This window comes from Thioclava sp. (assembly GCF_048263065.1).
Taxonomy (GTDB): domain Bacteria; phylum Pseudomonadota; class Alphaproteobacteria; order Rhodobacterales; family Rhodobacteraceae; genus Thioclava.
On the sequence record NZ_JBLXEM010000005.1, the window covers coordinates 172,884 to 195,299 of the forward strand.

Annotated in this window: 20 protein-coding genes; 13 read left to right on the forward strand and 7 right to left on the reverse strand. The window is 60.7% G+C overall.

Annotated features, from left to right (window positions below; all coding sequences use genetic code 11):
* Positions 1–8 precede the first annotated feature (8 nt).
* The 3 genes from bmt to ACN0SD_RS09450 form a co-directional block, all read right to left on the reverse strand.
* Positions 9–1,019: a betaine--homocysteine S-methyltransferase gene (gene bmt / locus ACN0SD_RS09440; protein ID WP_417807990.1), complete on the reverse strand. Its 1,011-nt coding sequence runs from the start codon at positions 1,017–1,019 to the stop codon at positions 9–11.
* Complete coding sequence (locus tag ACN0SD_RS09445; RefSeq protein ID WP_417807991.1) at positions 919–3,123, reverse strand: phosphatidylglycerol lysyltransferase domain-containing protein; 2,205 nt, start codon at positions 3,121–3,123, stop codon at positions 919–921. The genes bmt and ACN0SD_RS09445 overlap by 101 nt, the downstream gene beginning before the upstream one ends.
* Before the next feature lie 136 nt (positions 3,124–3,259).
* Complete coding sequence (locus ACN0SD_RS09450) at positions 3,260–3,574, reverse strand: DUF1476 domain-containing protein (RefSeq protein WP_417807992.1); 315 nt, start codon at positions 3,572–3,574, stop codon at positions 3,260–3,262.
* 214 nt (positions 3,575–3,788) lie between these two features.
* Here ACN0SD_RS09450 and purC point away from each other — a divergent pair, with 214 nt between their 5' ends.
* The 5 genes from purC to ACN0SD_RS09475 all read left to right on the forward strand — a co-directional run bounded on the left by purC (position 3,789) and on the right by ACN0SD_RS09475 (position 8,717).
* Positions 3,789–4,550 carry a phosphoribosylaminoimidazolesuccinocarboxamide synthase gene (purC, locus tag ACN0SD_RS09455; protein ID WP_417807993.1) on the forward strand — a complete coding sequence of 254 codons (762 nt, stop codon included), beginning with the start codon at positions 3,789–3,791 and terminating at the stop codon, positions 4,548–4,550.
* A gap of 13 nt (positions 4,551–4,563) precedes the next feature.
* Positions 4,564–4,803 (forward strand): phosphoribosylformylglycinamidine synthase subunit PurS, encoded by a 240-nt coding sequence (gene purS / locus ACN0SD_RS09460; protein WP_417807994.1) that lies wholly within the window; start codon positions 4,564–4,566, stop codon positions 4,801–4,803.
* Positions 4,804–4,867: 64 nt separating this feature from the next.
* Entirely contained in the window at positions 4,868–5,536 is a 669-nt protein-coding gene (gene purQ, locus ACN0SD_RS09465; RefSeq protein WP_417807995.1) for a phosphoribosylformylglycinamidine synthase subunit PurQ, read from the forward strand.
* Positions 5,537–5,582: 46 nt separating this feature from the next.
* A complete protein-coding gene (locus tag ACN0SD_RS09470; RefSeq protein ID WP_417807996.1) occupies positions 5,583–7,382 on the forward strand; it encodes a sensor histidine kinase in 1,800 nt (599 codons plus the stop codon).
* 3 nt (positions 7,383–7,385) lie between these two features.
* Positions 7,386–8,717 (forward strand): sigma-54-dependent transcriptional regulator, encoded by a 1,332-nt coding sequence (locus ACN0SD_RS09475; RefSeq protein WP_417807997.1) that lies wholly within the window; start codon positions 7,386–7,388, stop codon positions 8,715–8,717.
* Here the strand turns inward: ACN0SD_RS09475 and ACN0SD_RS09480 are convergent.
* Positions 8,708–9,622 (reverse strand): LysR family transcriptional regulator, encoded by a 915-nt coding sequence (locus ACN0SD_RS09480; RefSeq protein WP_417807998.1) that lies wholly within the window; start codon positions 9,620–9,622, stop codon positions 8,708–8,710. The two genes, ACN0SD_RS09475 and ACN0SD_RS09480, sit on opposite strands and share 10 nt — an antisense overlap.
* A 366-nt stretch (positions 9,623–9,988) precedes the next feature.
* On the opposite strand from ACN0SD_RS09480, the gene ACN0SD_RS09485 reads away from it, so the two are divergent.
* From ACN0SD_RS09485 to ACN0SD_RS09510, 6 genes are all read left to right on the forward strand, one after another.
* A complete protein-coding gene (locus ACN0SD_RS09485; RefSeq protein WP_417807999.1) occupies positions 9,989–11,206 on the forward strand; it encodes an ABC transporter substrate-binding protein in 1,218 nt (405 codons plus the stop codon).
* A 70-nt stretch (positions 11,207–11,276) separates the two neighbouring features.
* On the forward strand, positions 11,277–12,047 hold the full coding sequence (locus tag ACN0SD_RS09490; RefSeq protein ID WP_417808000.1) for an ABC transporter ATP-binding protein: 771 nt from the start codon (positions 11,277–11,279) through the stop codon (positions 12,045–12,047).
* Positions 12,044–12,766: an ABC transporter ATP-binding protein gene (locus ACN0SD_RS09495; RefSeq protein ID WP_417808001.1), complete on the forward strand. Its 723-nt coding sequence runs from the start codon at positions 12,044–12,046 to the stop codon at positions 12,764–12,766. Before ACN0SD_RS09490 ends, ACN0SD_RS09495 begins: the two co-directional genes overlap by 4 nt.
* Before the next feature lie 15 nt (positions 12,767–12,781).
* A complete protein-coding gene (locus ACN0SD_RS09500) occupies positions 12,782–13,687 on the forward strand; it encodes a branched-chain amino acid ABC transporter permease (RefSeq protein ID WP_417808002.1) in 906 nt (301 codons plus the stop codon).
* A gap of 12 nt (positions 13,688–13,699) precedes the next feature.
* Entirely contained in the window at positions 13,700–14,695 is a 996-nt protein-coding gene (locus tag ACN0SD_RS09505; protein ID WP_417808003.1) for a branched-chain amino acid ABC transporter permease, read from the forward strand.
* A gap of 516 nt (positions 14,696–15,211) precedes the next feature.
* A complete protein-coding gene (locus ACN0SD_RS09510) occupies positions 15,212–18,121 on the forward strand; it encodes an Rne/Rng family ribonuclease (RefSeq protein WP_417808004.1) in 2,910 nt (969 codons plus the stop codon).
* A 62-nt stretch (positions 18,122–18,183) separates the two neighbouring features.
* On the opposite strand, the gene ACN0SD_RS09515 is transcribed toward ACN0SD_RS09510, so the two are convergent.
* Entirely contained in the window at positions 18,184–18,651 is a 468-nt protein-coding gene (locus ACN0SD_RS09515) for a DUF1203 domain-containing protein (RefSeq protein WP_417808005.1), read from the reverse strand.
* A 74-nt stretch (positions 18,652–18,725) separates the two neighbouring features.
* Positions 18,726–18,953, reverse strand: coding sequence for a sulfurtransferase TusA family protein (locus tag ACN0SD_RS09520; RefSeq protein ID WP_417808006.1), 228 nt, complete (start codon positions 18,951–18,953; stop codon positions 18,726–18,728).
* Between the two features lie 94 nt (positions 18,954–19,047).
* Between ACN0SD_RS09520 and ACN0SD_RS09525 the strand changes: the two genes are divergently transcribed.
* Positions 19,048–19,791 (forward strand): cytochrome c biogenesis CcdA family protein, encoded by a 744-nt coding sequence (locus ACN0SD_RS09525; RefSeq protein WP_417808007.1) that lies wholly within the window; start codon positions 19,048–19,050, stop codon positions 19,789–19,791.
* A gap of 71 nt (positions 19,792–19,862) precedes the next feature.
* Here ACN0SD_RS09525 and ACN0SD_RS09530 read toward each other — a convergent pair whose 3' ends face one another.
* Complete coding sequence (locus ACN0SD_RS09530; RefSeq protein WP_417808008.1) at positions 19,863–21,362, reverse strand: CoA-acylating methylmalonate-semialdehyde dehydrogenase; 1,500 nt, start codon at positions 21,360–21,362, stop codon at positions 19,863–19,865.
* Between the two features lie 109 nt (positions 21,363–21,471).
* Between ACN0SD_RS09530 and ACN0SD_RS09535 the strand changes: the two genes are divergently transcribed.
* Entirely contained in the window at positions 21,472–22,389 is a 918-nt protein-coding gene (locus ACN0SD_RS09535; protein ID WP_417808009.1) for a LysR family transcriptional regulator, read from the forward strand.
* The last annotated feature ends 27 nt before the right edge of the window (positions 22,390–22,416 follow it).

Sequence of the window (22,416 nt, forward strand, 5' to 3'; positions counted from 1 at the left end):
CGCGCCGCCTAGCTGCGACGCCGACCGCGCCGCTCGCGCTTTGCGCCGCCTTCGCCCAGACCGTCATCCTCCGAGGAAAATCCGCCGAGCCGCTCTGAAATCGCCTCAAGCGTCGGGCGTTCTCCGCGCGGAGTGTTTTCCAATGCGGCGCGCATTGCGCGCAGGTGATCGGGCATCGTGCCACAACAGCCGCCGATGATCGTCGCCCCGCAATCGCGGGCCATCACCGCATATTCGCCCATCAGTTCGGGCGTGCCGTCGTAATGGATATGGCCATCGACATATTTCGGGATGCCCGCATTGCCTTTGGCGATGATCGGGCGCTCGGTGCCAGTTGCGGCAAAACCGAGGATTGTGCGCAAAAGATCAGCCGCGCCGACCCCGCAATTGGCGCCAAACGCCATCGGCGGATGCGCCAGCTTGTCGACCATCCCCACCATCGCGGTCGAAGTTAGCCCCATCATCGTGCGCCCGGCGGTATCAAAGCTCATCGTGCCACACCACGGCATGCCGGCCAGATGGCAGGCCTCGGCAGCGGCCTTGTATTCTTCGGGCGCGCTGATCGTTTCGGCCCAAAGCACATCTGCGCCGCCCTCTTTCAACCCCTCGGCCTGTTCGTGAAACATCTCTACGGCGAGTTCGTGGGTCAGCGTGCCCATCGGCGCGAAAATATCGCCCGTTGGCCCGATTGAGCCCGCCACGATCACCGGGCGGCCCGCCGCATCGGCGACATCGCGCCCAATTTCGGCGGCTAGGCGGTTCAATTCACGCACTCGGTTTTGCGCATCATGCAGTTTCAACCGCGAGGCATTGCCGCCAAAACTGTTGGTCAGAAAAATATCCGAGCCCGCATCGACCGCCAACGAATACAGCTTTTTGATCTTGGCGGGTTCATCGGCGTTCCACATCTCGGGCGCATCACCAGATGACAGCCCCATGTTGAACAGGTTGGTGCCCGTCGCGCCATCGGCCATCAGCCAATCGCGGGTTTCCAGAAGGCGGCTTAGCGCGTCGGTCATTGTGGCCTCGTGTTTCATGGCGTTGCGGGCGCGCGACAAGGCGGCCTTTTGTTCTGTCCTGCCACGCGGGGAGGCAATTGGCAAATTCCTTTCCTTCATGATGAACGTGAGCCAGATTTGAATGGCGCGCGCGCGGGCGAATGATTTCGCCCCTCGCTTGGCTTAGAGAGTGGTGTTTGGGAGGGGGGCACAGGGCAGGGGGCGCATGGATCGCGCGCGCAATGTCCGCCGCACCGAGCATTAGTGCCCCGCACGAGGGCGCGGCGATGTAGCGCGGGCTAAGGCGGGGTGCGAAACCCATTTTGAATTGGCGCAGCCCGGCCGCCCCTGCACCCTTTTCGGCGCGGTCCCAGATCTTGCGCGCAGGCCCGTCGATATCGGCGGCGCGTGGCGCTAGAGCGGCAAGCGAAACGCGCTTAATGCCCGCTGCACGGGCGGCGTTAACCGCCGCCAAGATTAACGCGTGCATCGTGCCATTAGGGGCATTCGGGGCAGGGCGCATCAGGTCCAGCACCCATTCGGTGTGGCCGGTGTGAAAGCTTGCAAAACCGATGATTGCGCCGTTCTGGCGTGCTATGATCACGGCCTGCTGCGCGACATAATCCGCGCTGAAGCGACCCATGGAAAAGCCGCGCTCTCTGCCCCGCGCTTGCGCCCATTGCCTCGCGATTTGGGTTAACTCATAAGGCTTTGGATTTTGTTCAAGCGCGCAGATCACACCGGCTTTGCTGGCCTTGCGCAGCTTGCGACGCAAGCCGGAGCGCGCGGCCGCTTCAAGCGTAAAGCCCGCAAGCTCAAGCCAACATTCCATCGCCACCGGCGCTACATGCCAGCCTGACCCGCGGGCAATGGCGGCTGCGCGCGGGCCAAGCTTGTAAGCACAGGCGATGCGCCCTTGCTCGTGCGCCTGCGAACGCAACTGCGTCAACGATTGCGCAATGCTGGCTGATCCGAAAGGGTCGAGTAGAGCGACCAGCGCTTGCGGCGTGCGCCAGATCATCCAGCCCCCCTGCGCATCAGGACTTAGCAGGACCATATGTTCGCCTTGGCGCAGCAAGCCCAGCTCTGGCTGGTTGGCTTGTGCGACCAATCGGGCCAATTGCGGCGTCAGCGCGGGGGGCACCAGTGACGGAGGCGCGCGCTCGGTTTGGGTGCAACCTGCCAGCACCAATGCAGCCATCGCCAGCATTGCTGGCGCCGCGTAATAGATCAGCCGCCACGCAAGGATGGCCGCCATCAGCGGGGCGGTTTCGCTTTGGGGAAGCAGCGCCAGCAGCGTCACTTCGAACGGACCGACCCCGCCGGGCGACCCCGACACGAACCCGACCCCAAGCGCGATCAGAAAGGCCGGATAGAGCGCGAGCGCCCCGATCCCGCTACCTGTAGGCAACAAGACCCATAAAGCGAGCGCGGCAAAGGCCGTATCAAGCAGACATAGCCACATGATTCGCCCCATGACGGGCAGTGTCGGCAGGCGCCGATGCCAGCGTGCGATTTTCATTCCCGGCTGCAACACCGCCAGCACGCATAGCCCGCCACCTGCTAGCAAAACGACGCCCGCCAGAGCGCGCACCGCCCAGACGCCATTTCCCGCCAATGGCAGCGGCAGCGCAATCAGCACCAGCGCGCTTAGCAACGTCCACGCCGCCAGAAAGCTGGCTGCGACCGCTGCTGTCAGGCGCGACGCCTCGCGCAAGGATAGGCCGGGCAACATCCGCCAGCGCACCAGCGCGCCTGAAATCAGGCCAAATCCAACGGTTTGAGAAATCGCAATCGCGACCCAGCCTGCGCGGCGCGCCCGTGCGGGGGGCTGCGCAGTGCCAAGGGCGCGATGCAACAGTGCGTCATAATTGGCTAAAGCCGCGAAAGAGCCAGCGCTTGCCAGAGCCGCGAGGGACCATTGCAGCCACGAGACCTGCGCAAAGGCCGCGCCAATCGCGACCCAATCAAGCGCTGCGATGCGCTCGCGCAACATCAGCGCAAAGCCCAACAAAAGCGCGATGACAACAAACTGACGCCGCAGCGCCGTGCCCCAGCCGGGCAGGCGCAGAGGCGCTACATGCGTCGTCCCACTTGCCGCGTTGCCGGGTTTGATATGCGCCATATGTGTTGCTCCCGGCCGATCCAATCTTGGCAAGGAAGCTAGCGCAGAGCCGTTCACAGGCGCTTAACAGCCGCAAAGGAAAACGCCGGGCGCATTTCTCGGCGTCCGGCGTATGCTTTAGCATTTAAAGCTGTAATCAGTTGTCTTCGATAACCTGACGGCGCGCCTCGCGCATGCATTCGGCCATCTTGGCGCGGATCGTGGTTTCATCTGCTTTGCCTTCCAGATCGGCGGCAAGCTTGCGGTAGACATCCTCATGTCCGGCTTCTTCGAAATCGGCCGTTACCACTGCGCCAACATAGGCGACAGCCTCGGGGCCGGATTTGCCCAAAAGGCCCGCAGCCCATTCGCCCAGCATCTTGTTGCAGCGCGCATCGGCCTTGAATTGCAACTCCGCATCATGGGCGAATTTGTTCTCATAGGCATTTTCGCGATCATCAAAAGTGGTCATCGGCTGTCTCCCCCAAAGGATTTTTGTTACCTCCTGATATGCACACCATGGGCCTGCATCGCAAGAGGGCTGGCGCGAAACCTGCGATGATAGCGCTCGCAGGCGCGCGTGGTTTGCCTTGCCCCAGCGGCGGGCTTGTCCTATAGGGCAAATAAGGGTTCCGCGCATCGTCCAAGACCGGGCAGACAGGGACCGCAGAGAGAACGGAGACGCCATGGCACCGCGGCGCAAGAAAATCTACGAAGGCAAGGCGAAGACGCTCTACGAGGGGCCCGAACCGGGCACTCTGGTGCAGTATTTCAAAGATGACGCCACCGCGTTCAATGCCCAGAAAAAGGCAGTCATTGAGGGCAAAGGCGTGCTGAACAACCGCCTGTCCGAGTATTTCATGACCGGATTGACTAATATCGGCGTGCCCAACCACTTCATCAAACGCCTCAATATGCGCGAGCAGTTGATCCGTCAGGTGGAGATCGTACCGCTCGAAGTGATCGTGCGCAATTTTGCCGCCGGATCAATTGCGAAGCGCCTTGGTCTGGAAGAGGGCACGCCGCTGCCCCGTCCGATCGTGGAATACAGCTACAAAAATGACGATCTGGGCGACCCGCTGGTGCCCGAGGAATATATCATCGCCTTTGGTTGGGCCAATCAGCAGGATCTTGATGATATCGTCGCGCTGGCGCTGCGGGTGAATGATTTCCTGACTGGCGTGTTTTACGCTGTTGGCATCAAGCTGATCGACTTCAAAATCGAAGTTGGCCGCGTTTGGGAAGGCGATTTCATGCGCCTTCTGGTGGCTGATGAAATCAGCCCCGATAGCTGTCGTTTGTGGGACATCAAGACCGGCGAGAAGCTGGATAAAGACGTGTTCCGGCGCGATCTGGGCAATCTGACGGATGCCTATACCGAAGTTGCGCGGCGGTTGGGCGTTTTGCCCACCAATACCGCGCAGATCAAACCGACCCTGATCAACTAAAGGAGCCCCGGCGATGAAAGCGCGCGTGCATGTGATGCTGAAAGATGGGGTGCTTGACCCGCAAGGTGAGGCGGTGCGTCACGCGCTGGGCCATCTGGGGTTTTCGGGCGTTGAGGGCGTGCGCCAAGGTAAGGTGATCGAGCTGGAGCTGGCGACGAGCGATAAGGCTGCGGCCGAGGCCGAAGTGGCGCAGATGTGCGATAAGCTGCTCGCCAATACGGTGATCGAGAAATACACCGTCGAGATCGTCTGAACCCGCCGGGGCGCTGCCCCGGACCCCGGGATATTTCAAACACTTGGAAGCAGGAGCCGCCGCGATGAAAGCCGCTGTCATCACCTTTCCCGGGTCCAATTGCGACCGCGATCTGGCCGTGGGCTTTGAGAAGGCCGGGGCGCAAGTGGTCAAGGTTTGGCACAAGGAAACCGAACTGCCCGCCGGGATTGATCTGATCGCGGTGCCGGGCGGGTTTTCCTATGGAGATTATCTTCGCTGCGGGGCGATTGCGTCGCGCTCGCCCGTGGGGCAGGCGATTGCCGATTTCGCGGTTCGGGGCGGTTATGTTTTGGGTATCTGCAACGGCTTTCAGATATTGACTGAGATGGGGTTGTTGCCGGGCGCGCTGATGCGCAATGCGACGTTGAAATATATCTGCAAGCCGGTCGCGTTGAGCGTGGAGAGCGCCGATAGCGCCTATACGGACAGCTACGGTGTGGGCACGCAGGTGACCTTTCCGATTGCCCATCACGATGGCAATTATCAGATTGATCCCAACGGGTTGGCCGTATTGCAGGGGGAAGACCGCGTGGCGTTTCGCTATGTCGAGAACCCCAATGGCTCGGTCGATGATATCGCAGGCGTGCTGAGCGCAAATCGTCGGGTGTTGGGGATGATGCCCCACCCCGAGCGTGCGATCGACCCTGCGCAGGGTGGCGCCGACGGGGCGGCGCTTTTCCGCGCGTTGTCGGGGATCATGGCAAGCGCCTGAGAGCGCATGCTTGCCCGCGCTTGTCGCACTGGCGTAAGTTGGCGCTATGTCTGATGAAACATCGCAAGATCTGATATTACCCGAGGCAGATGAGCCCGGGACCGGTACGCGTCGCGTGCGTGGCCGCTGGCTGATGCGGATCGCGGTGGCAACGGTGCTGGTGCTGGCAGTGGCGGTCATGTGGGTCAGCAATGTCTGGCTGATGCAGCGGTTCACCGAGACTACGCGTGTGCGCGCCGAGCTGCGGCTGGCGCTCTATACCGGCAATATCATGTCCGAGTTGCAGCGCACCAATGTCGTGCCGCTGTTGTTGGCGCGCGATCCGCAACTGATACAAGCGCTTGATACAAATAATTATTCCTCCGCATCTGCACAGTTGATTTCGGCGCGCAAAGAGGTTGCGGTGGCCTCGATCCGCTTGCTGGATATGCAGGGGCGGGTGGTGGCCTCAACCAATCGCACGCAGATCGGGATGAGCTTTCCGACCGAGGCGTTTTTTGTGGATGCGACGCGTTCGCGCGATACAATCTTTTCGCTCAATAGCAATGCGGCGGGCGGGGCCGAGTTTGATTACTCTCGCGTCGTGCTTCAGGATAATCGCCCCGTCGGTGTGATTGTGGTTGAGGCGGATTTGTCGAAATTCGAGCGCTCTTGGGCGGGCATTTCGGATGCGGTGGCGGTGACGGACAGTTCCGGGATAATCATTTTGACCACCGAGCCGCGCTGGCGGGGCGTGACGATGGCGCAGGCTTTGGCTGCGCGCTCGGCGCCCACGGCGATTCAGCGTGCTCTGCAAGCCACCGCCGATTGGGCCAATGAGGCCCCTGATGCCTATCTTCAGGGGCAGGCGGTGATGCGCACCGAGGCACGGGTGCCGTTCCGCGGCTGGAAGATGATCGCCTTCACCAGCTATGATTCGATCCGCGAGCGGGTGAATGCGGTGCTGGCGCTGGAAATCATGGGGTTCGCGATTTTGCTGGCGCTGGTATTTTACGCGCTGTCGCGGCGTGCGCGGCGCCAAAGCCAGGCCCTGCGCGCCGAATCGGCCGAGTTGCGCACCCTCAACGTGCGTCTGTCGCGCGAGATTGCTGAACGTGAGAAAGCCCAGATGGACCTTGCCGTAGCCGAGCAAACCTTGGCGCAAAGTTCTAAACTTGCCGCATTGGGGGAAATGTCGGCGGCTGTCAGCCACGAGCTGAATCAGCCTTTGGCCGCAATGAAAACCTATTTGGCGGGGGCGAAGCTGCTATTGCAGCGCGCGCGCACCGAAGAGGCCTTGTCCTCATTCCAGCGCATCGACGATCTGATCGGGCGGATGGGGGCGATCACGCGCCAGCTCAAATCATACGCCCGCAAAGGCGGCGAGGCGTTCGAGCCGGTCGATTTGCGCGCAGCACTTTCCGAGGCGCTCTCGATGATGGAGCCACAGTTGAAAACGCGCAAGCTGCACATCATTCGTACGATGCCGCGCGGATCTGTTATGGTGATGGCAGATCGCATCCGTTTGGAGCAAGTTATCATTAACCTGTTGCGCAATGCGCTGGACGCTACCAAGTCGGTAGCGGAACCGCAGGTCGAGTTGATGCTGACCGCGGGTGAGACCGCCGTTTTGAGCGTGCGCGATAACGGCCCCGGGATCAGTGATCTCGACAAGCTGTTCGAGCCGTTCTGGACAACGAAGAAACCGGGCGAGGGGACAGGGCTTGGCCTTGCGATTTCCTCGTCCATCGTGACTGATTTTGGCGGTCGCATGACCGCGCATAACTCTGAGGATGGGGGAGCTGTGTTCGAAGTGCAGTTGCCGCTATTGTCAGATAAGAACAGGTCCATCAGGGCTGCGGAGTAAAATATGGCTAGAATGATGAAGGTCGCAATCGTCGATGATGAAGAGGACATGCGCCAATCGGTCAGCCAATGGCTGGCGCTTTCGGGATTTGACACCGAGACCTATCCCACTGCCGAGGATGCGCTCAAGGAGATCGGGGCGGATTGGCCGGGCGTTGTGATTTCCGACATTCGGATGCCGGGAATGGACGGGATGGCCTTTCTCAAGCGCCTGATGGGCATTGATAGCGGTCTGCCGGTAATCATGATTACGGGTCATGGTGATGTGCCCATGGCGGTTGAGGCGATGCGCCTTGGCGCGATGGATTTCATGGAAAAACCCTTCAGCCCCGACCGGATGACAGAACTGGCCAAACGCGCCACGCAGGCCCGGCGCACCACGCTGGACAACCGCGCGCTGCGCCGCGATCTGGCCAAGGGCGAAAAGGTGATCGGCAAGCTGATCGGCACTTCGGAACCGATGGAGCGGCTGCGCGAGGATGTGCTTGATCTCAGTCAGGCCGATGGTCATGTGCTGATTGATGGCGAAACCGGGTCGGGCAAGACTTTGGTGGCGCATGCGCTGCATGCCACGGGGCCGCGCGCGGGCAAGAAATTCGTCATGGTGTCCTGCGCAGCCTTCACCGAAGAGGCGCTGTCTGCCAAACTGTTTGGCCCCGTCGAAGAGGGCGGGTTGCCCCTTGTCGAAGAGGCGCGCGGCGGCACGCTGTGTCTTGAGGATGTCGAGGCGCTGAGCCAGCCGCTACAGGCGCGGTTGCTGCAATTCATCAACGATCAGGGCACGCCTGCCGAGACCCGGATCGTGGCGATCTGCAACACCCATGGCGAGGGCAAAACGGTCGAGGATGCGCTGCGTCCCGATCTTTATTACCGCCTTGCCGCGTTGAAAATTACCCTGCCGCCGCTGCGTGCGCGTGGTGAAGACGTGCTAACGCTGTTCAACCGGATGTCGGAACAATTCGCTGATGAATATGGCTGCGATGTGCCCGAAGTGACGGCGCAAGAGGCGGCGCAACTGCTGCAAGCGCCGTGGCCGGGCAATGTGCGTCAGCTTATCAATGTAGCTGAGCGCGCGGTGCTGCAATCGCGCCGGGGGTCTGGGTCGATTGCTTCGCTGTTGATGGCCGATGACGAAGACACCGGCCCGGCAGCGATCACGACCGAGGGCAAGCCGCTGAAAGAATATGTCGAGAGCTTTGAGAAAATGTTGATCGACAACACGATGCGCCGCCATAAAGGGTCGATCGCGGCGGTGATGGAAGAACTTTGCCTGCCGCGCCGCACCTTGAACGAGAAGATGGCGAAATACGGGTTGCAGCGATCCGATTATCTTTGATCGGGGCGCGGCGTGTCGGGCAGAAACTCGGCGCGCGCCGCCCCCACCTGATCGGCGATAAAGCGCATCGTGGTGCGCACCCGCGCGCTGTCGCGTAAATCCTGATGGGCCACCAGCCAGAACGAGCGCCGAATTTCGATCTGCTCGGGCAGCACGGGAATCAGCTCGGGGCTGTGATGGGCCATGAAATCGGGCAAAATCCCCAGACCCTTGCCCGCTGCCACCGCACGCATCTGCGCAAACAGGTTGGTTGAGGACAGCTGGGGCACGTGATCGCCCATCACCAGCGACAGGTAATCCAGCTCGGGCGTGTAAATCAGCTCGGGGATGTAGCCGATCAGCAGATGCTGGCCCAAGGTTTCGGTATCGGTGACGGGATGGGCGTCCAGATATTCGGGCGCGCCGTAAAGATGCAGCGTGTAGTCGGTCAGCTTGCGCGAAATCAGCCGCCCCTTTTCGGGCCGTGACAGGGTGATGGCGATATCAGCCTCGCGTTTGGAGAGGCTGAAAATGCGCGGGGTGGCAACCAGTTGCACCTCAAGATCGGGGTTGTCGCGGGCATAATCGGCCAGACGCGGCGCAAGGAAGAACGCCCCAAACCCATCTGGCGCGCCGATCCGCACGGACCCCGACAGCGCATAAAGCTCGCCTGCGATATCGTCATGCACCTTGGCCGCGACGCTTTCGATCTGCTCACTGTGGCGTAACAACCGTTCGCCTGCGCCCGTCAGCGCATAGCCGCGCGGGCTGCGTTCAAACAGTTGCGCGCCAAGCTGTTTTTCCAGCGCCCCGACCCGGCGTGAGACCGTCGCATGATCCGATCCGATGATCCGCGCTGCCGCAGTCAGACGCCCCGCGCGCGCTACGGCCAGAAAATAGCGAAGATCGTTCCAATCGAAATTCATCGGCTCTCCTGAACGGGTATGGGTGTTTTCGCACATCGGCTTCGCGACTCGTGGCATGGTCGTCACAGATTTCCCAGCTACACTTTTAGTCAGATTGGCCGAACCGCCCATTTCCCGGGCTGTTACATAAAATTTACTGCGCACGGGAAGAGAATTGGTGTGAAGGGGTTGAAACCTGCGCTGCTGATCTGGCTTTGTAACGCACGTAGCGCGTGACCGGAGGAGAAAAACGGACGCGCGCTGGAGGACAGACAACCATAAAACGTCGCGCGGGCCTTTGGCTTCGACGACGCTACAGAACAGGCTTGATGTAGGTCCAGATCTGGTCCATCGTCACGCTCGATCATGAAAACGGGAGGAAAATTCATGAAATCAAAGATTTACGCAGGGGTAAGTGCTGCGGCGCTGATGCTGGCTGCACAGGGTGCGCTGGCGCAGGATGCGGTTTCGGATGGGGTCGTCAAGATCGGCGTGCTCGGCGACATGTCGGGCATTTACTCGACCGGCTTTTCGGGCAAGGGCGCTGTTGATGCCGTGAAAATGGCAGTGCGTGATTTCGGCGGCACCGTGTTGGGCAAGCCGATCGAAGTGATCGCGGCTGACCACCAGAACAAGGCTGACGTCGGTTCGGCGACAGCACGTCAGTGGATCGACGAAGATCATGTCGATATGATTACCGACCTGACCAACTCGGCGGTCGGTCTTGCGGTGCAGAAACTGGCCTCTGACAAAAAAGTCATCACGATTAATGTCGGCGCGGCTTCAAGCGCGCTAACCGGTGCGGATTGCACGAAATATGGCATCCACTACGCCTATGACACCCATGCGCTGCCCGTTGGCACCGCAACGGCCGTCGTCAAGGAAGGCGGCGATAGCTGGTATTTCATCACCGCTGACTATGCTTTTGGTCATGCGCTGCAAAAGAACACCAGCGAAGTGATCGATAGTCTCGGTGGCACAGTCGTGGGTAGCTCGGACGTGCCGCTTGGCACGAGTGACTTCTCGTCCTACCTGCTGCAAGCGCAAAGCTCGGGCGCAAAGGTGATCGGTCTGGCCAATGCGGGTCAAGATACCGTCAACGCGATCAAGCAAGCGCATGAGTTTGGCATCGTCGAGGGCGGTCAGCAGCTTGCGGGCATGCTGGTGCTGATCTCGGATGTGAAATCGCTGGGCACCGATGTCGCCAAGGGGCTGCAATTCACGTCGGCTTGGTATTGGAACCAAGATGACGCGTCGCGCAAATGGAAAGAGGAATACGAGAAATTCTCGGGCGGCGAGGCTCCGACTTTCCCGCATGCCGCGGATTACTCGCTCACCATGGCCTATCTGAATGCGATCAAGGCTGCTGGCACGGATGATCCCGACAAGGTGCGCGAGCAGCTTGGCAAAGCCAAGATCGACGACTTCTTTGCCAAGGGCGGCATGATCCGTGAGGACGGCCTGCTTGAGCACGACATGTATCTACTCAAAGTCAAAGAAGGCGGCACCGATCCGTGGGATGTGGCCGATGTGGTCCGCACGATTCCGGGCAACGAAGCCTATGCTTCGCTTGCGAAGGGCGGTTGCCCGCTCGTCAACAAGTAAGCCAACCAAACCCGGACGGGGGCGCGCCGATGGGCCGCCCCCGCACGCGTATCAGTGCGAAGGCTAGTCTATGAACGACACGATCCTTGAGGCGCGCAACCTGACCAAAAACTTTGGTGGGTTCGTGGCTGTAAACGGGGTTGATCTGCGCATCAAGCGCGGCTCGATCCATGCCATCATCGGCCCTAACGGGGCGGGCAAAACGACAATGTTCAACCTGTTGACCAAGTTCATCACGCCCAGCTCGGGCAAGATCTTGTTCAACGACACCGATATTACCAACAAGAAACCCGCTGAAATCGCAAATATGGGCGTTGTGCGCTCGTTCCAGATTTCCGCCGTGTTTCCCCACCTGACTGTGCTGGAAAATGTGCGCCTTGCGCTACAGCGCGGGCTGGGGGTGAGCTATCATTTCTGGCGCTCCAAGGCGATGCTGCACAATCTGGATGCGCAGGCGATGGCGCAGCTGGAGCGGGTGGGTCTGGCCGATTACGCCGCTTTGCGCGCCGTCGAACTGCCCTATGGGCGCAAACGCGCGCTGGAAATCGCAACCACGCTGGGCCTTGAGCCCGAGCTGATGTTGCTTGATGAGCCAACGCAGGGCATGGGCACTGAAGATGTCGGCACCGTCACCGATCTGATCGGACGCGTGCGCGAGGGGCGCACGATTGTCATGGTGGAACACAACCTTGGCGTGGTCGCGCATTTGGCCGACACGATCACCGTGCTCGCGCGCGGCGAGGTTCTGGCCGAGGGACCCTATGAGGTTGTGTCGAAAAATCCGCAAGTCATGGAGGCCTATATGGGCGTCTCTGCCGATGAGCAGGAGGAGACCGTATGAGCACCGCAACGCTGACCAAACCGATGCTGAAAATCGAAAACCTGCATGCGTGGTATGGCGAATCCCATGTGCTGCACGGGATCAATCTGGAACTGGCCGAGGGGCAGTTGATCACGCTGCTGGGGCGCAACGGGGCAGGGCGCTCGACGACCCTGCGCTCGATCATGGGCATGGTCGATCGCCGCACCGGCTCGATTGCGATCAACGGCGAAGAGTTCATCACCAAGCCTGCCCATCGCATCACGCCCGATGGTCGGATCGGGTTTTGCCCCGAGGAACGCGGCATCTTTGGCTCGCTCAACGTGGAAGAAAACCTGATGCTGCCGCCCGCCGTGGGGGCTGATGGCATGTCGATTGAGGAACTGTTCGAGATGTTCCCCAACCTCGCCAATGTGCGCAAACGCATGGGCACGCGCCTGTCAGGCGGCGAGCAGCAGATGCTGGCCATTGCGCGCATCCTGCGCACTGGCGCGCGGTTGATGCTGCTGGATGAGATCACCGAGGGGCTTGCCCCCGTGATCGTGAAAACGCTGGGCCGGGTCATTCGCGACCTGAAATCGCGCGGCTATACGATTGTGCTGGTGGAGCAGAACTTCCGCTTTGCCGCGCCTTTGGCTGATCGCCATTACGTCATCGAACATGGCGAGGTCGTTGATACGATCGAGTCCGCCGATGTCGAGTCCAGCATGGACCGTCTCAACCATTACCTGAGCGTGTAAGGAGGGAAACCGAACATGGACCCTATGATCCGACTGATCCTCGCCCAGGGTATGCTGGGCCTCAATAACGGCGTGTTCTACGCCATGCTAAGCCTTGGTTTAGCGGTCATTTTTGGCCTGCTGAACGTGGTCAATTTCGCTCATGGCGCGCTGTATATGCTGGGCGCGTTTCTGGCGCTGATCCTGTATTCCTATGCCGGGGCATGGGTGGGGCTGGATGCGCTGCATATCGGCTTCTGGCCCGCCCTGATCATCGCGCCGCTGCTGGTGGCCTGTTTCGGGATGGTGATCGAACGCTTCATGCTGCGTCGTCTCTATAAACTCGACCCGATCTATTCGCTGCTGCTGACTTTCGGCGTCACGCTGGTGCTGCAAGGGTTGTTCATCAACTTCTTCAACGCCTCGGGAACGCCCTATCCGGGTATGCCTGAAAGTCTGCGCGGGGTGGTGAACCTTGGCTTCATGATGTTCCCGAAATACCGCCTGTTCGTGATTATCTTCTCGATCATTGTGTGTTTCGTGGTCTGGTACATAATCGAGCGCACGCGGATCGGCTCGCGCTTGCGCGCGGGCACGGAAAACCCCGAACTGGTGAAAGCTTTTGGCATCAACGTGCCGCTAATGGTCATGCTGACCTTTGGCTTTGGCACCGGGCTTGCCGGTCTTGCGGGTGTGCTGGCTGCGCCGATCTATTCGGTCAGCCCCCTGATGGGGGCCAATCTGATCATCGTGATCTTCGCGGTGGTGGTGATCGGCGGAATGGGCTCGATTGCGGGCGCGGTGGTGACCGGGTTCTCGCTAGGTCTGGTCGAGGGCATCACCAAGGTGTTTTACGCCCCCGCCGCCAATACCGTGATCTTCCTGCTGATGGTGATCGTCTTGCTGGTTCGGCCCAACGGGCTGTTCGGGCGTCAGGGGTAAGGGATGAGTAACATGAGCAATACGACCACCGATATCGGCGAGTTCGAGGAAAACACCGGAGAACCCGAACACCGCACGCGCTCGCGCATCTGGCAAGGGGTCTTCTGGGTTGCGTTGATTGGCTTTTTGCTGATCGCACCTGCGCTGCTGTATCCAGTCTTCGTGATGCAGTTGCTGTGCTTTGCGCTGTTTGCGGCCGCCTTCAACCTGTTGATCGGCTTCACGGGGCTGTTGTCCTTCGGCCATGCCGCCTTCTTTGGCGGCGCGGCCTATATTGCGGGGCATGCGCTAAAGGTCTGGGGGTTTCCACCGCTGTTGGGGATTGCCACGGGCACGCTGTTTGCGGCCGCTTTGGGCTGGGCTGTGGGGTCATTGGCGATCCGCCGTCAGGGGATTTACTTTGCGATGATCACGCTGGCACTGGCGCAGATCGTGTATTTCCTTGTGCTGCAACTGCCCTTCACCGGCGGCGAGGACGGGCTGCAAGGCATTCCGCGCGGCCATCTGCTGGGCTTTATCGACCTCAACCAACCGCTGGCGATGTATTACACCGTGGCTGCGATCTTCCTGATCGGGTTCTTGGTGATCTACCGCATCATCCATTCGCCTTTTGGTCAGGTCTTGCAGGCGATCCGCGAAAACGAGCCGCGCGCGCTGTCGCTGGGCTATAACGTGGACCGCTTCAAGCTGCTGGCATTCGTCCTGTCGGCGGCGCTGGCGGGGCTTGCGGGCTCGACCAAGGCGCTGGTGTTCCAGTTCGCTTCGCTGACGGATGCGCAATGGCAGATGTCGGGTGAGGTGATCTTGATGACGCTGCTGGGCGGCATGGGCACGATCTTTGGGCCCGTTGTTGGCGCGTTCATCGTCGTGGCGTTGCAACATGCCCTTAGCGGCATCGGGTCGTGGGTGCAGGTTGTGATTGGCGGCACCTTCATCGCCTGCGTGCTGCTGTTCCGCCGTGGCATCGTCGGCGAACTGGCCCGCCTGCTTAAAATCAACTCGCTTTAAGATCTGCCACACCGCTTGATTGCGGCTGATCTGCGCGCCCCTTCGGAGATTCTTCGAGGGGGCGTTATTCTATCTGAGTGGTGCGATTAACACTTTCGTAACGAAAATTCGATTGTGTTTCGGGGGGACGTGCCGCTATGGTTGCAAATAGTTGGCTGCGCAACGGCATCGCCCGTGCTCGGCTCACCGAAATTCGCTGATCTCCAAGCAGCCCTGATGCGCAACAGTCGCGCAGGTGGCGCGTGTTTGGATCAACCGATTGGCCGCAAGGCCGCTAGTTTGCCTCCCTCTGCCGATTTCTGGGCACGGAGGTTTTGAATGGGGCGCCGGATAAACCGCGCGTCTGGGAAAGAACCGCGATGATGCGTGTCGAGCTGAGGCAAATGATTGAGGGTGGGCCAGAAATGGCTGCGCCCGCTTGCCTGTGCCGCCCGCCCGTCGCCTTATGGACAGATCATGCAACTTGTGCGCTTGGCCCTCCGGGTTTGGCGGTAAGGGCATGGGCAATGGAATTACATGGCAAAGAAGATGCTTATCGATGCAACCCACGCGGAAGAAACCCGCGTCGTGGTGGCAGACGGCAACAAGGTCGAGGAATTTGACTTTGAAACCATCAACAGACGGCAACTCGCCGGCAATATCTATCTGGCAAAAATAACGCGGGTGGAGCCTTCGCTCCAGGCCGCTTTTGTCGATTACGGCGGCAATCGTCACGGGTTTCTGGCATTTGCCGAAATTCACCCCGATTATTACCAGATCCCGGTCGCTGACCGTGAGGCGCTGCTTGAAGAAGAGCGCCAGCTTGCCGAGGCCGCCGAGGCCGAGGAAGATAAGCCCAAACCGACGCGCCGTCGCCGCTCGCGCCGTCCGGCCAAGGCTGAAAAGGCAACCACCGATGAGGCAGTTGTCAGCTCGGATGAAATCCCGGGCATGGCAATTGTCGATCACGAAAGTGACGACGCGACCGATGGTGAGGCTGCGCAAGCTGTGGCCGCTCCGGTCGAGGCAGATGATGCGGCGCAACCCGTTGTTGCAGACGCGCCCGCCGAGCCGACACCCGCCGAGGATGCGTCTGCTCCAGAGGCTCCGGTTGCAGAGGCTCCGGTAGCCGATGAAGCCGACTCTGCCGCCAACGATGACGAGTCTGGCGACGACTCCGACGATGAATCGCAAGACGATGACGACAGCGACGCCGCAGAACGCGCCGCAGAAACCGGCATCGAATCCATCGCCGAGGAAGACGTTCAGGAAGAAATCCGCCCGCCCCGCAAGGCCCGCGCGCGCCGCTACAAGATCCAAGAAGTGATCAAAGTGCGCCAGATCATGCTGGTGCAGGTCGTTAAGGAAGAGCGCGGCAACAAAGGCGCGGCGCTGACCACTTATCTGTCGCTCGCGGGTCGCTACTGCGTCTTGATGCCCAATACCGCGCGTGGCGGTGGCATCTCGCGCAAGATCACCAACGCTGCCGATCGCAAGAAGCTTAAGGAAATCGCCGGTGAGTTCGACGTGCCCAAGGGCGCGGGTCTGATCGTGCGCACTGCCGGTGCGCAACGCACCAAGACCGAGATCAAGCGCGATTACGAATACCTCATGCGTCTGTGGGAACAGATCCGCGATCTGACGATGAAATCCGTCGCCCCCGCGCCGATCTACGAAGAGGGCGATCTGATCAAACGCTCGATCCGCGATCTTTACTCGAAAGAGATCGACGAGGTGTTGGTCGAGGGCGAGCGCGGCTATCGCGTGGCCAAAGACTTCATGCGTATGATCATGCCGAGCCACGCCAAGAACGTGAAGCATTATCAGGAATCGCTGCCGCTTTTCGCGCGCTACCAAGTCGAAAGCTATCTCACGGGCATGTTCAATCCGACTGTGCAGCTCAAATCGGGCGGCTATATCGTGATCGGGATCACCGAGGCGCTGGTGGCGATTGACGTGAACTCGGGCCGGGCCACCAAAGAGGGCTCGATCGAGGAAACCGCGACCAAGACCAACCTTGAGGCCGCCGAAGAGGTGGCGCGCCAATTGCGCCTGCGCGATCTGGCCGGTCTGATTGTGATCGACTTTATCGACATGGACGAACGCCGTAACAACAACGCGGTTGAGAAGCGCCTGAAAGACAAGCTGAAAACCGACCGCGCGCGCATCCAAGTGGGCCGTATCTCGGGTTTTGGCCTGCTGGAAATGTCGCGCCAGCGCCTGCGTCCAGGGATGCTGGAAAGCACCACGCAGCCCTGCCCGCATTGCCATGGCACGGGGATCATCCGCTCGGATGACAGTCTCGCGCTGTCGGTTCTGCGCGCGATTGAAGAAGAAGGCACGCGCAAACGCTCGCGCGAGGTTCTGGTGCGCGCGCCGGTGGCTGTGGCCAACTATCTGATCAATGCCAAGCGTGAACACATCGCCTCGATTGAGGCGCGCTACGGCATGTCCGTGCGCATCGAGGCCGCGCCGGATCTGATCTCGCCCGATTTCACCATGGAAAAGCTGAAAACCGCGACCCGTTTGGTGCCTGAAGTCTCCAGCGCGGTGGTGTCGGCAACAGCCAGCTTGATGGCCGAGATTGATCTTGATGAAGACGAAGAGGTCGTTGAAGAGGCGGAAATCATCGAGGCCGAGGCCGAAACGCCAGAGCTGAACGAAGACGATCAGCCCAAGAAAAAACGCCGTCGTCGGCGTCGCAAGAAGCGCACCAATGGCGAAGATGGCGCGCAGAACGGCGAAGAGGGCAACGATCAAGACGCCTCTGAAATCCCGGCGCAAGAGGGAGAGCAGCCTGCTGCCGCCCCGGTTGAGGCTGGCGAGGCTGACGAAGCAGCTCCTGCGGTGAGCGAAGAGGCCGTGGAAGAGGCTCCCAAGCCCAAACGCCGCACGCGCTCGCGCAAGAAGGTCGAAGCGCCTGTGACTGAAGGCGACGCCGAGGCCGCGCAAGTCGAGGCGACTGAGGTTGCTGAACCAGCGGCTGAGGAAGAGCCCCCCAAGCCGAAGCGGCGCACCCGCTCGCGCAAGAAAGTCGAACCTGACGCCGAGGCGCAAGCCACGGTCGAGGGCGAGGTAGAGGCTTCGGCGGCTGAAGAGGCCCCCAAGCCGAAACGCCGTTCGCGCGCGCGCAAGAAACCCGAGCCGGTCGCTGCGGAAGCGGTTGAAACGCCGGATATTCCCGAAACGCCGCAACCCGACGCACCGGTTGAAACACCGCCCGCGCCGCAACCTGATGCACCGGTCGAAACACCGCCCGCGCCCAGCGAAACGCCGGTGCAGGTGCCTGACGAGACACCGGCACCCCCGCCAAGCGAAGCGCCGGTAGAGATGCCCCCCGAGGCACCGCCCGAGGCCCCCGTTGAGATGCCCCAAGGCGACACGATGGTTGAGGCGAAAGCCGAGCCCGTCAAATCGCGTCGTCGCGGTTGGTGGAGCCGGGGCTAAGTTCTGGACCTGAGAAACGCAAAGGGCCGGGCACAGCGCCCGGCCTTTTTGCTATGCGCAAATCAGCTGCGGGTCACGCGGGCGCAAAAACATCCCTGTCGAGCAAAATGCAAATGGATTTCCACGATCTTGGGATCCTCAAAGGTAGCTTCAAGCGCCGCACCCAGCGCTCGGCCCTCGATGACGTCAGCTTGCTGCATCATGAACTGCGCATCGAAACCGCGCCAAGAGATCAACCGGCTTGCGATCACGTCGGGGATTACGTCCGGCGCAAGCTGCGCCTGATGCACACCTTCGCGCACATAAATCGCGTGGCTCGACCGAAAGGGCGAGGACGCGGAGAGATGCGTGAAATTCACCAGCAGCACGCGCTCGCCGATCTCTGCATCAGCCAGACTGACGCGACAGGGAAAGCCGGGTGTTTGATCGGCCGTGACGATCGTGGCGTGGTGCTGCGCGAGGTTTTTTCGCGGCGCGGTGAAAAGCGGGGCGAATGTCTGGGCGGGCAGGGCGTGGATCTGGAAGGGCATTGGCGACCTCGGTTTCATCTGTTTCGCAACCCTTGCGCGCTTTACCCGTGCTCTGCGACCCGAAAGCTGCGCAATCAGCCCTTGCGCACCACATAGACCTTCACGCCTTCCCAATCCTCGGCGGAGACCAGTACATGCCCGTCTTGGGCGCAGAAATGGGGCACGTCGATCCAAGAGGCCCCATCGGTCGCCTCAAGACGCACCAACGCGCCGGGGGACAGCCCCGCAAGCACCTTGCGCAGCCGCAATACAGGCAGCGGACACAGCAGCCCACGCGCGTCGATATCCATGATCTCGCTCATGATTTGCGCTTTAGGCCCGCCGCGCTGATTTGTCCACGATCTTGTTATCTCACGGGCAGGTGACCGCGCCTGCGCGATAGGATAAGCGTGGGGCATGTTTGGAATCGATCTTGCCAGTGCCGCCTTCCTGCCCGCCGCGTTTGTCGCGTTATCTGCGGGCCTTTTGTCATTCCTGTCGCCCTGCGTCTTGCCCATCGTGCCGCCCTATCTGGCCTATATGGGCGGCGTCAGCATGGGTGAGTTGCGCGAAGGGAAACGCTCGGCTGTCGTGCCTGCGATCTTTTTCGTGCTAGGCTTGTCGACGGTGTTTTTGTTCCTCGGCTTCACGGCATCGGCGTTCGGGCGGTTCTTTCTGACCAATCAGGTGCTGTTCGGGCGCATCGCGGGGGGCGTGATCGTCGTGCTCGGCCTGCATTTTCTGGGCCTGTTTCGCATCGGGTTTCTGGATCGCGAGGCGCGGCTCGACGCGGGCGATCGCGGTGGCTCAAGCTTTGGCGCTTATGTTCTGGGGCTGGCCTTTGCCTTTGGCTGGACGCCGTGCATTGGTCCGCAACTGGGCGCGATCTTGTCGATTGCAGCGCAAGGCGGGGATATGGCGCGCGGCACCGGGCTGCTGGCGGTCTATGCGCTGGGGCTGGGCATTCCGTTCCTGCTGGCGGCCCTGTTTATCCAGCGCGCGATTGGCGTGATGAACCGCATCAAGCCCTATATGGGCATCATCGAAAAGACGATGGGCGCGCTGTTGGTAATCGTCGGGATATTGCTGCTGACCAATGCGTTCTCGACGATCAGCTTCTGGCTGCTTGATACGTTTCCGGGGCTGGCCAAGCTTGGATAACCCGTTGGGCAAGCGACAATGAAAAAGGCCGCGCATCACGCGCGGCCTTTTCGTTTGTCTCGTCAAAGCGATCAGTCGAGTGCTTTGAAGTTGAGGCTTGCGCCATCCTTGATCCCCGAGAACCAGCGCGCCGTGACGGTTTTGGTCTTGGTATAGAAGCGGAACGCGTCGGGGCCATATTGGTTAAGATCGCCAAAGCCCGACTTTTTCCAGCCGCCAAAGGTGTAATAGCTTAGCGGGACCGGGATCGGGAAGTTGATGCCGACCATGCCCACGTTGACCTTCGCCGCGTAATCACGTGCGGTGTCGCCATCGGCGGTAAAGATCGAGGTGCCATTGCCATAGGGGTTGTCGATCACCAGATCGAGCGCCTCTTCGTAGGTTTTCGCACGCACCACCGACAGCACGGGGCCAAAGATTTCCTGCTGGTAGATGTCCATCTCGGGGGTGACGTTGTCAAACAGCGACGGGCCGATGAAATAGCCATCCTCATAGCCTTGCAGGCTGAAATCGCGACCGTCACAAACCAGATTTGCGCCTTGCTCGACACCGGAATTGATCAGGCCAAGGATGCGCTCTTTGGCAGCGGCGGTGATGACGGGGCCGTAATCCACATCGTCGCCACCCGTGTAGGGGCCAACCTTGAGCTTTTCGATTTTCGGCACAAGGCGCTCGATCAGCGCGTTTGCCGCCTCTTCGCCCACCGGAACCGCGACCGAGATCGCCATGCAGCGTTCGCCCGCTGCGCCAAAACCCGCGCCAATCAGCGCATCGGCAGCCTTGTCCATATCCGCATCGGGCATGATTAGCATATGGTTTTTCGCACCGCCGAAGCACTGCGCGCGCTTGCCGTTATTGGCGGCGCGACCGTAGATATATTGCGCAATTGGAGTGGAGCCGACAAAGCCGACCGCCTGAACCGTCTCGTGATCAAGGATCGTATCGACGGCCTCTTTATCGCCATTGATCACCTGCAAGACGCCATCGGGCAGACCCGCCTCTTGCGCAAGTTCAGCCAGCAAAAGTGCCGTGGACGGCGTGCGCTCGGACGGCTTGAGGATCATCGCGTTGCCCGAGGACAGGGCAGGGCCCATTTTCCACAGCGGGATCATGGCGGGGAAGTTGAACGGCGTGATACCAGCCACAACACCCAGCGGTTGGCGCATCGAATACAGATCAATGCCGGGACCAGCATCGCCGGTATATTCGCCTTTGAGGAACGCCGGCGCGCCCATGCATACCTCGATTACCTCAAGACCGCGCTGCACATCGCCGCGCGCGTCGGGAATGGTTTTGCCATGCTCGCGCGACAGCGCCTCGGCCAGCTTGTCCATGTCGCGCTCAATCAGCGCGCCGAATTTCATCATCACACGGGCGCGGCGCTGCGGATTGACTTTCATCCACTGCAATTGTGCCGCAGCGGCATCCGCGACAGCGGCGTCGATTTCTGCCGGAGAGGCCAGCGATACGCGCGCCTGCACTTCGCCGGTGGCGGGGTTGTAGACATCGCTAAAGCGGCCCGACGTGCCTGCAACGCGCTTGCCGTTGATCCAGTGACCGATCTCTTCCATGGTTTCTCCTCCAAACGGGTTTGTAGCTTGGCATGACAATAGCCTTGCGAAAATGTAGATAAAAGGGGAAGTAACTCAAAAGCGTTTTGCAGTTTTGCAAAGGTGAGTGATGCTTGATTGGGATGATCTGCGCATTTTTCTGGCCGTGGCGCGGGCGGAAAGTCTGTCACGGGCGGGGCGCGCGCTCAAGCTGGATGCCGCGACGGTAGGGCGGCGCATTGCGCGGCTTGAAGAGGCGCTTTCGGCCAAGCTGTTCGTAAAATCGCCGCAGGGCTATGCGCTATCTGAGGCGGGGGATCGCCTGCTGCCCCATGCCGAGGCCGCCGAGCAGGCCTTTGCGGGCGCGCAAGAGGAACTGTCAGGCGCTGCCGGCCAGTTGACGGGGCAATTGCGCATCGGTGCACCCGATGGTTGTGCCAATTACGTGCTACCACAGGTTTGCGCCAAGATTTCTGACGCCAATCCGGGGCTGGAAATCCAGATCGTGGCGCTGCCCCGCGTTTTCAACCTGTCCAAACGCGAGGCCGATATGGCGATCACCGTCTCGCGGCCCACGGCGGGGCGGTTGACGGTGCAAAAGCTGACCGATTACCACCTGCATCTGGCCGCGCATCGTGATTATCTGGCCAGATCCGCGCCGCTAACGTGCAAAAACGATCTGCGCGCGCACCGCATGATTGGCTATATTCCCGACATGATTTTCGATAAAGAGCTTGATTACTTTGCCGAAACCGAGGCGCAGGCTGTCGGGTTGGCCTCGAATTCCGCCTCGGTTCAGACGCGCATGGTGCAAAGCGGCGCAGGTGTCGGGATCGTGCATGACTTTGCGATTCCCTTCGCGCCTGGTGTGGTGCGCGTGCTTGAGCACGAGATGGGGCTTAAGCGCGCGTTTTGGCTGATCCGCCATGCTGATGATCGCCGTTCCGAACGCCTGACCCGCTTTGCCGAGGCGTTAGGGCAGGGCCTGCGCGAAGAGGTCGCCCGCCTTGAGCGCATCGCGGCGGACACAACTCTGGCGGGCCTGTGATCGCCTTTCCGTTGACAAAGGAGTGCT

Coding starts and splice junctions, on each gene's coding strand:
- bmt (WP_417807990.1), bottom strand. CDS start 1,019: ATGACCGACGCGCTAAGCCGCCTTCTGGAAACCCGCGATTGGCTGATG.
- ACN0SD_RS09445 (WP_417807991.1), bottom strand. CDS start 3,123: ATGGCGCATATCAAACCCGGCAACGCGGCAAGTGGGACGACGCATGTA.
- ACN0SD_RS09450 (WP_417807992.1), bottom strand. CDS start 3,574: ATGACCACTTTTGATGATCGCGAAAATGCCTATGAGAACAAATTCGCC.
- purC (WP_417807993.1), top strand. CDS start 3,789: ATGGCACCGCGGCGCAAGAAAATCTACGAAGGCAAGGCGAAGACGCTC.
- purS (WP_417807994.1), top strand. CDS start 4,564: ATGAAAGCGCGCGTGCATGTGATGCTGAAAGATGGGGTGCTTGACCCG.
- purQ (WP_417807995.1), top strand. CDS start 4,868: ATGAAAGCCGCTGTCATCACCTTTCCCGGGTCCAATTGCGACCGCGAT.
- ACN0SD_RS09470 (WP_417807996.1), top strand. CDS start 5,583: ATGTCTGATGAAACATCGCAAGATCTGATATTACCCGAGGCAGATGAG.
- ACN0SD_RS09475 (WP_417807997.1), top strand. CDS start 7,386: ATGGCTAGAATGATGAAGGTCGCAATCGTCGATGATGAAGAGGACATG.
- ACN0SD_RS09480 (WP_417807998.1), bottom strand. CDS start 9,622: ATGAATTTCGATTGGAACGATCTTCGCTATTTTCTGGCCGTAGCGCGC.
- ACN0SD_RS09485 (WP_417807999.1), top strand. CDS start 9,989: ATGAAATCAAAGATTTACGCAGGGGTAAGTGCTGCGGCGCTGATGCTG.
- ACN0SD_RS09490 (WP_417808000.1), top strand. CDS start 11,277: ATGAACGACACGATCCTTGAGGCGCGCAACCTGACCAAAAACTTTGGT.
- ACN0SD_RS09495 (WP_417808001.1), top strand. CDS start 12,044: ATGAGCACCGCAACGCTGACCAAACCGATGCTGAAAATCGAAAACCTG.
- ACN0SD_RS09500 (WP_417808002.1), top strand. CDS start 12,782: ATGGACCCTATGATCCGACTGATCCTCGCCCAGGGTATGCTGGGCCTC.
- ACN0SD_RS09505 (WP_417808003.1), top strand. CDS start 13,700: ATGAGCAATACGACCACCGATATCGGCGAGTTCGAGGAAAACACCGGA.
- ACN0SD_RS09510 (WP_417808004.1), top strand. CDS start 15,212: ATGGCAAAGAAGATGCTTATCGATGCAACCCACGCGGAAGAAACCCGC.
- ACN0SD_RS09515 (WP_417808005.1), bottom strand. CDS start 18,651: ATGCCCTTCCAGATCCACGCCCTGCCCGCCCAGACATTCGCCCCGCTT.
- ACN0SD_RS09520 (WP_417808006.1), bottom strand. CDS start 18,953: ATGAGCGAGATCATGGATATCGACGCGCGTGGGCTGCTGTGTCCGCTG.
- ACN0SD_RS09525 (WP_417808007.1), top strand. CDS start 19,048: ATGTTTGGAATCGATCTTGCCAGTGCCGCCTTCCTGCCCGCCGCGTTT.
- ACN0SD_RS09530 (WP_417808008.1), bottom strand. CDS start 21,362: ATGGAAGAGATCGGTCACTGGATCAACGGCAAGCGCGTTGCAGGCACG.
- ACN0SD_RS09535 (WP_417808009.1), top strand. CDS start 21,472: ATGCTTGATTGGGATGATCTGCGCATTTTTCTGGCCGTGGCGCGGGCG.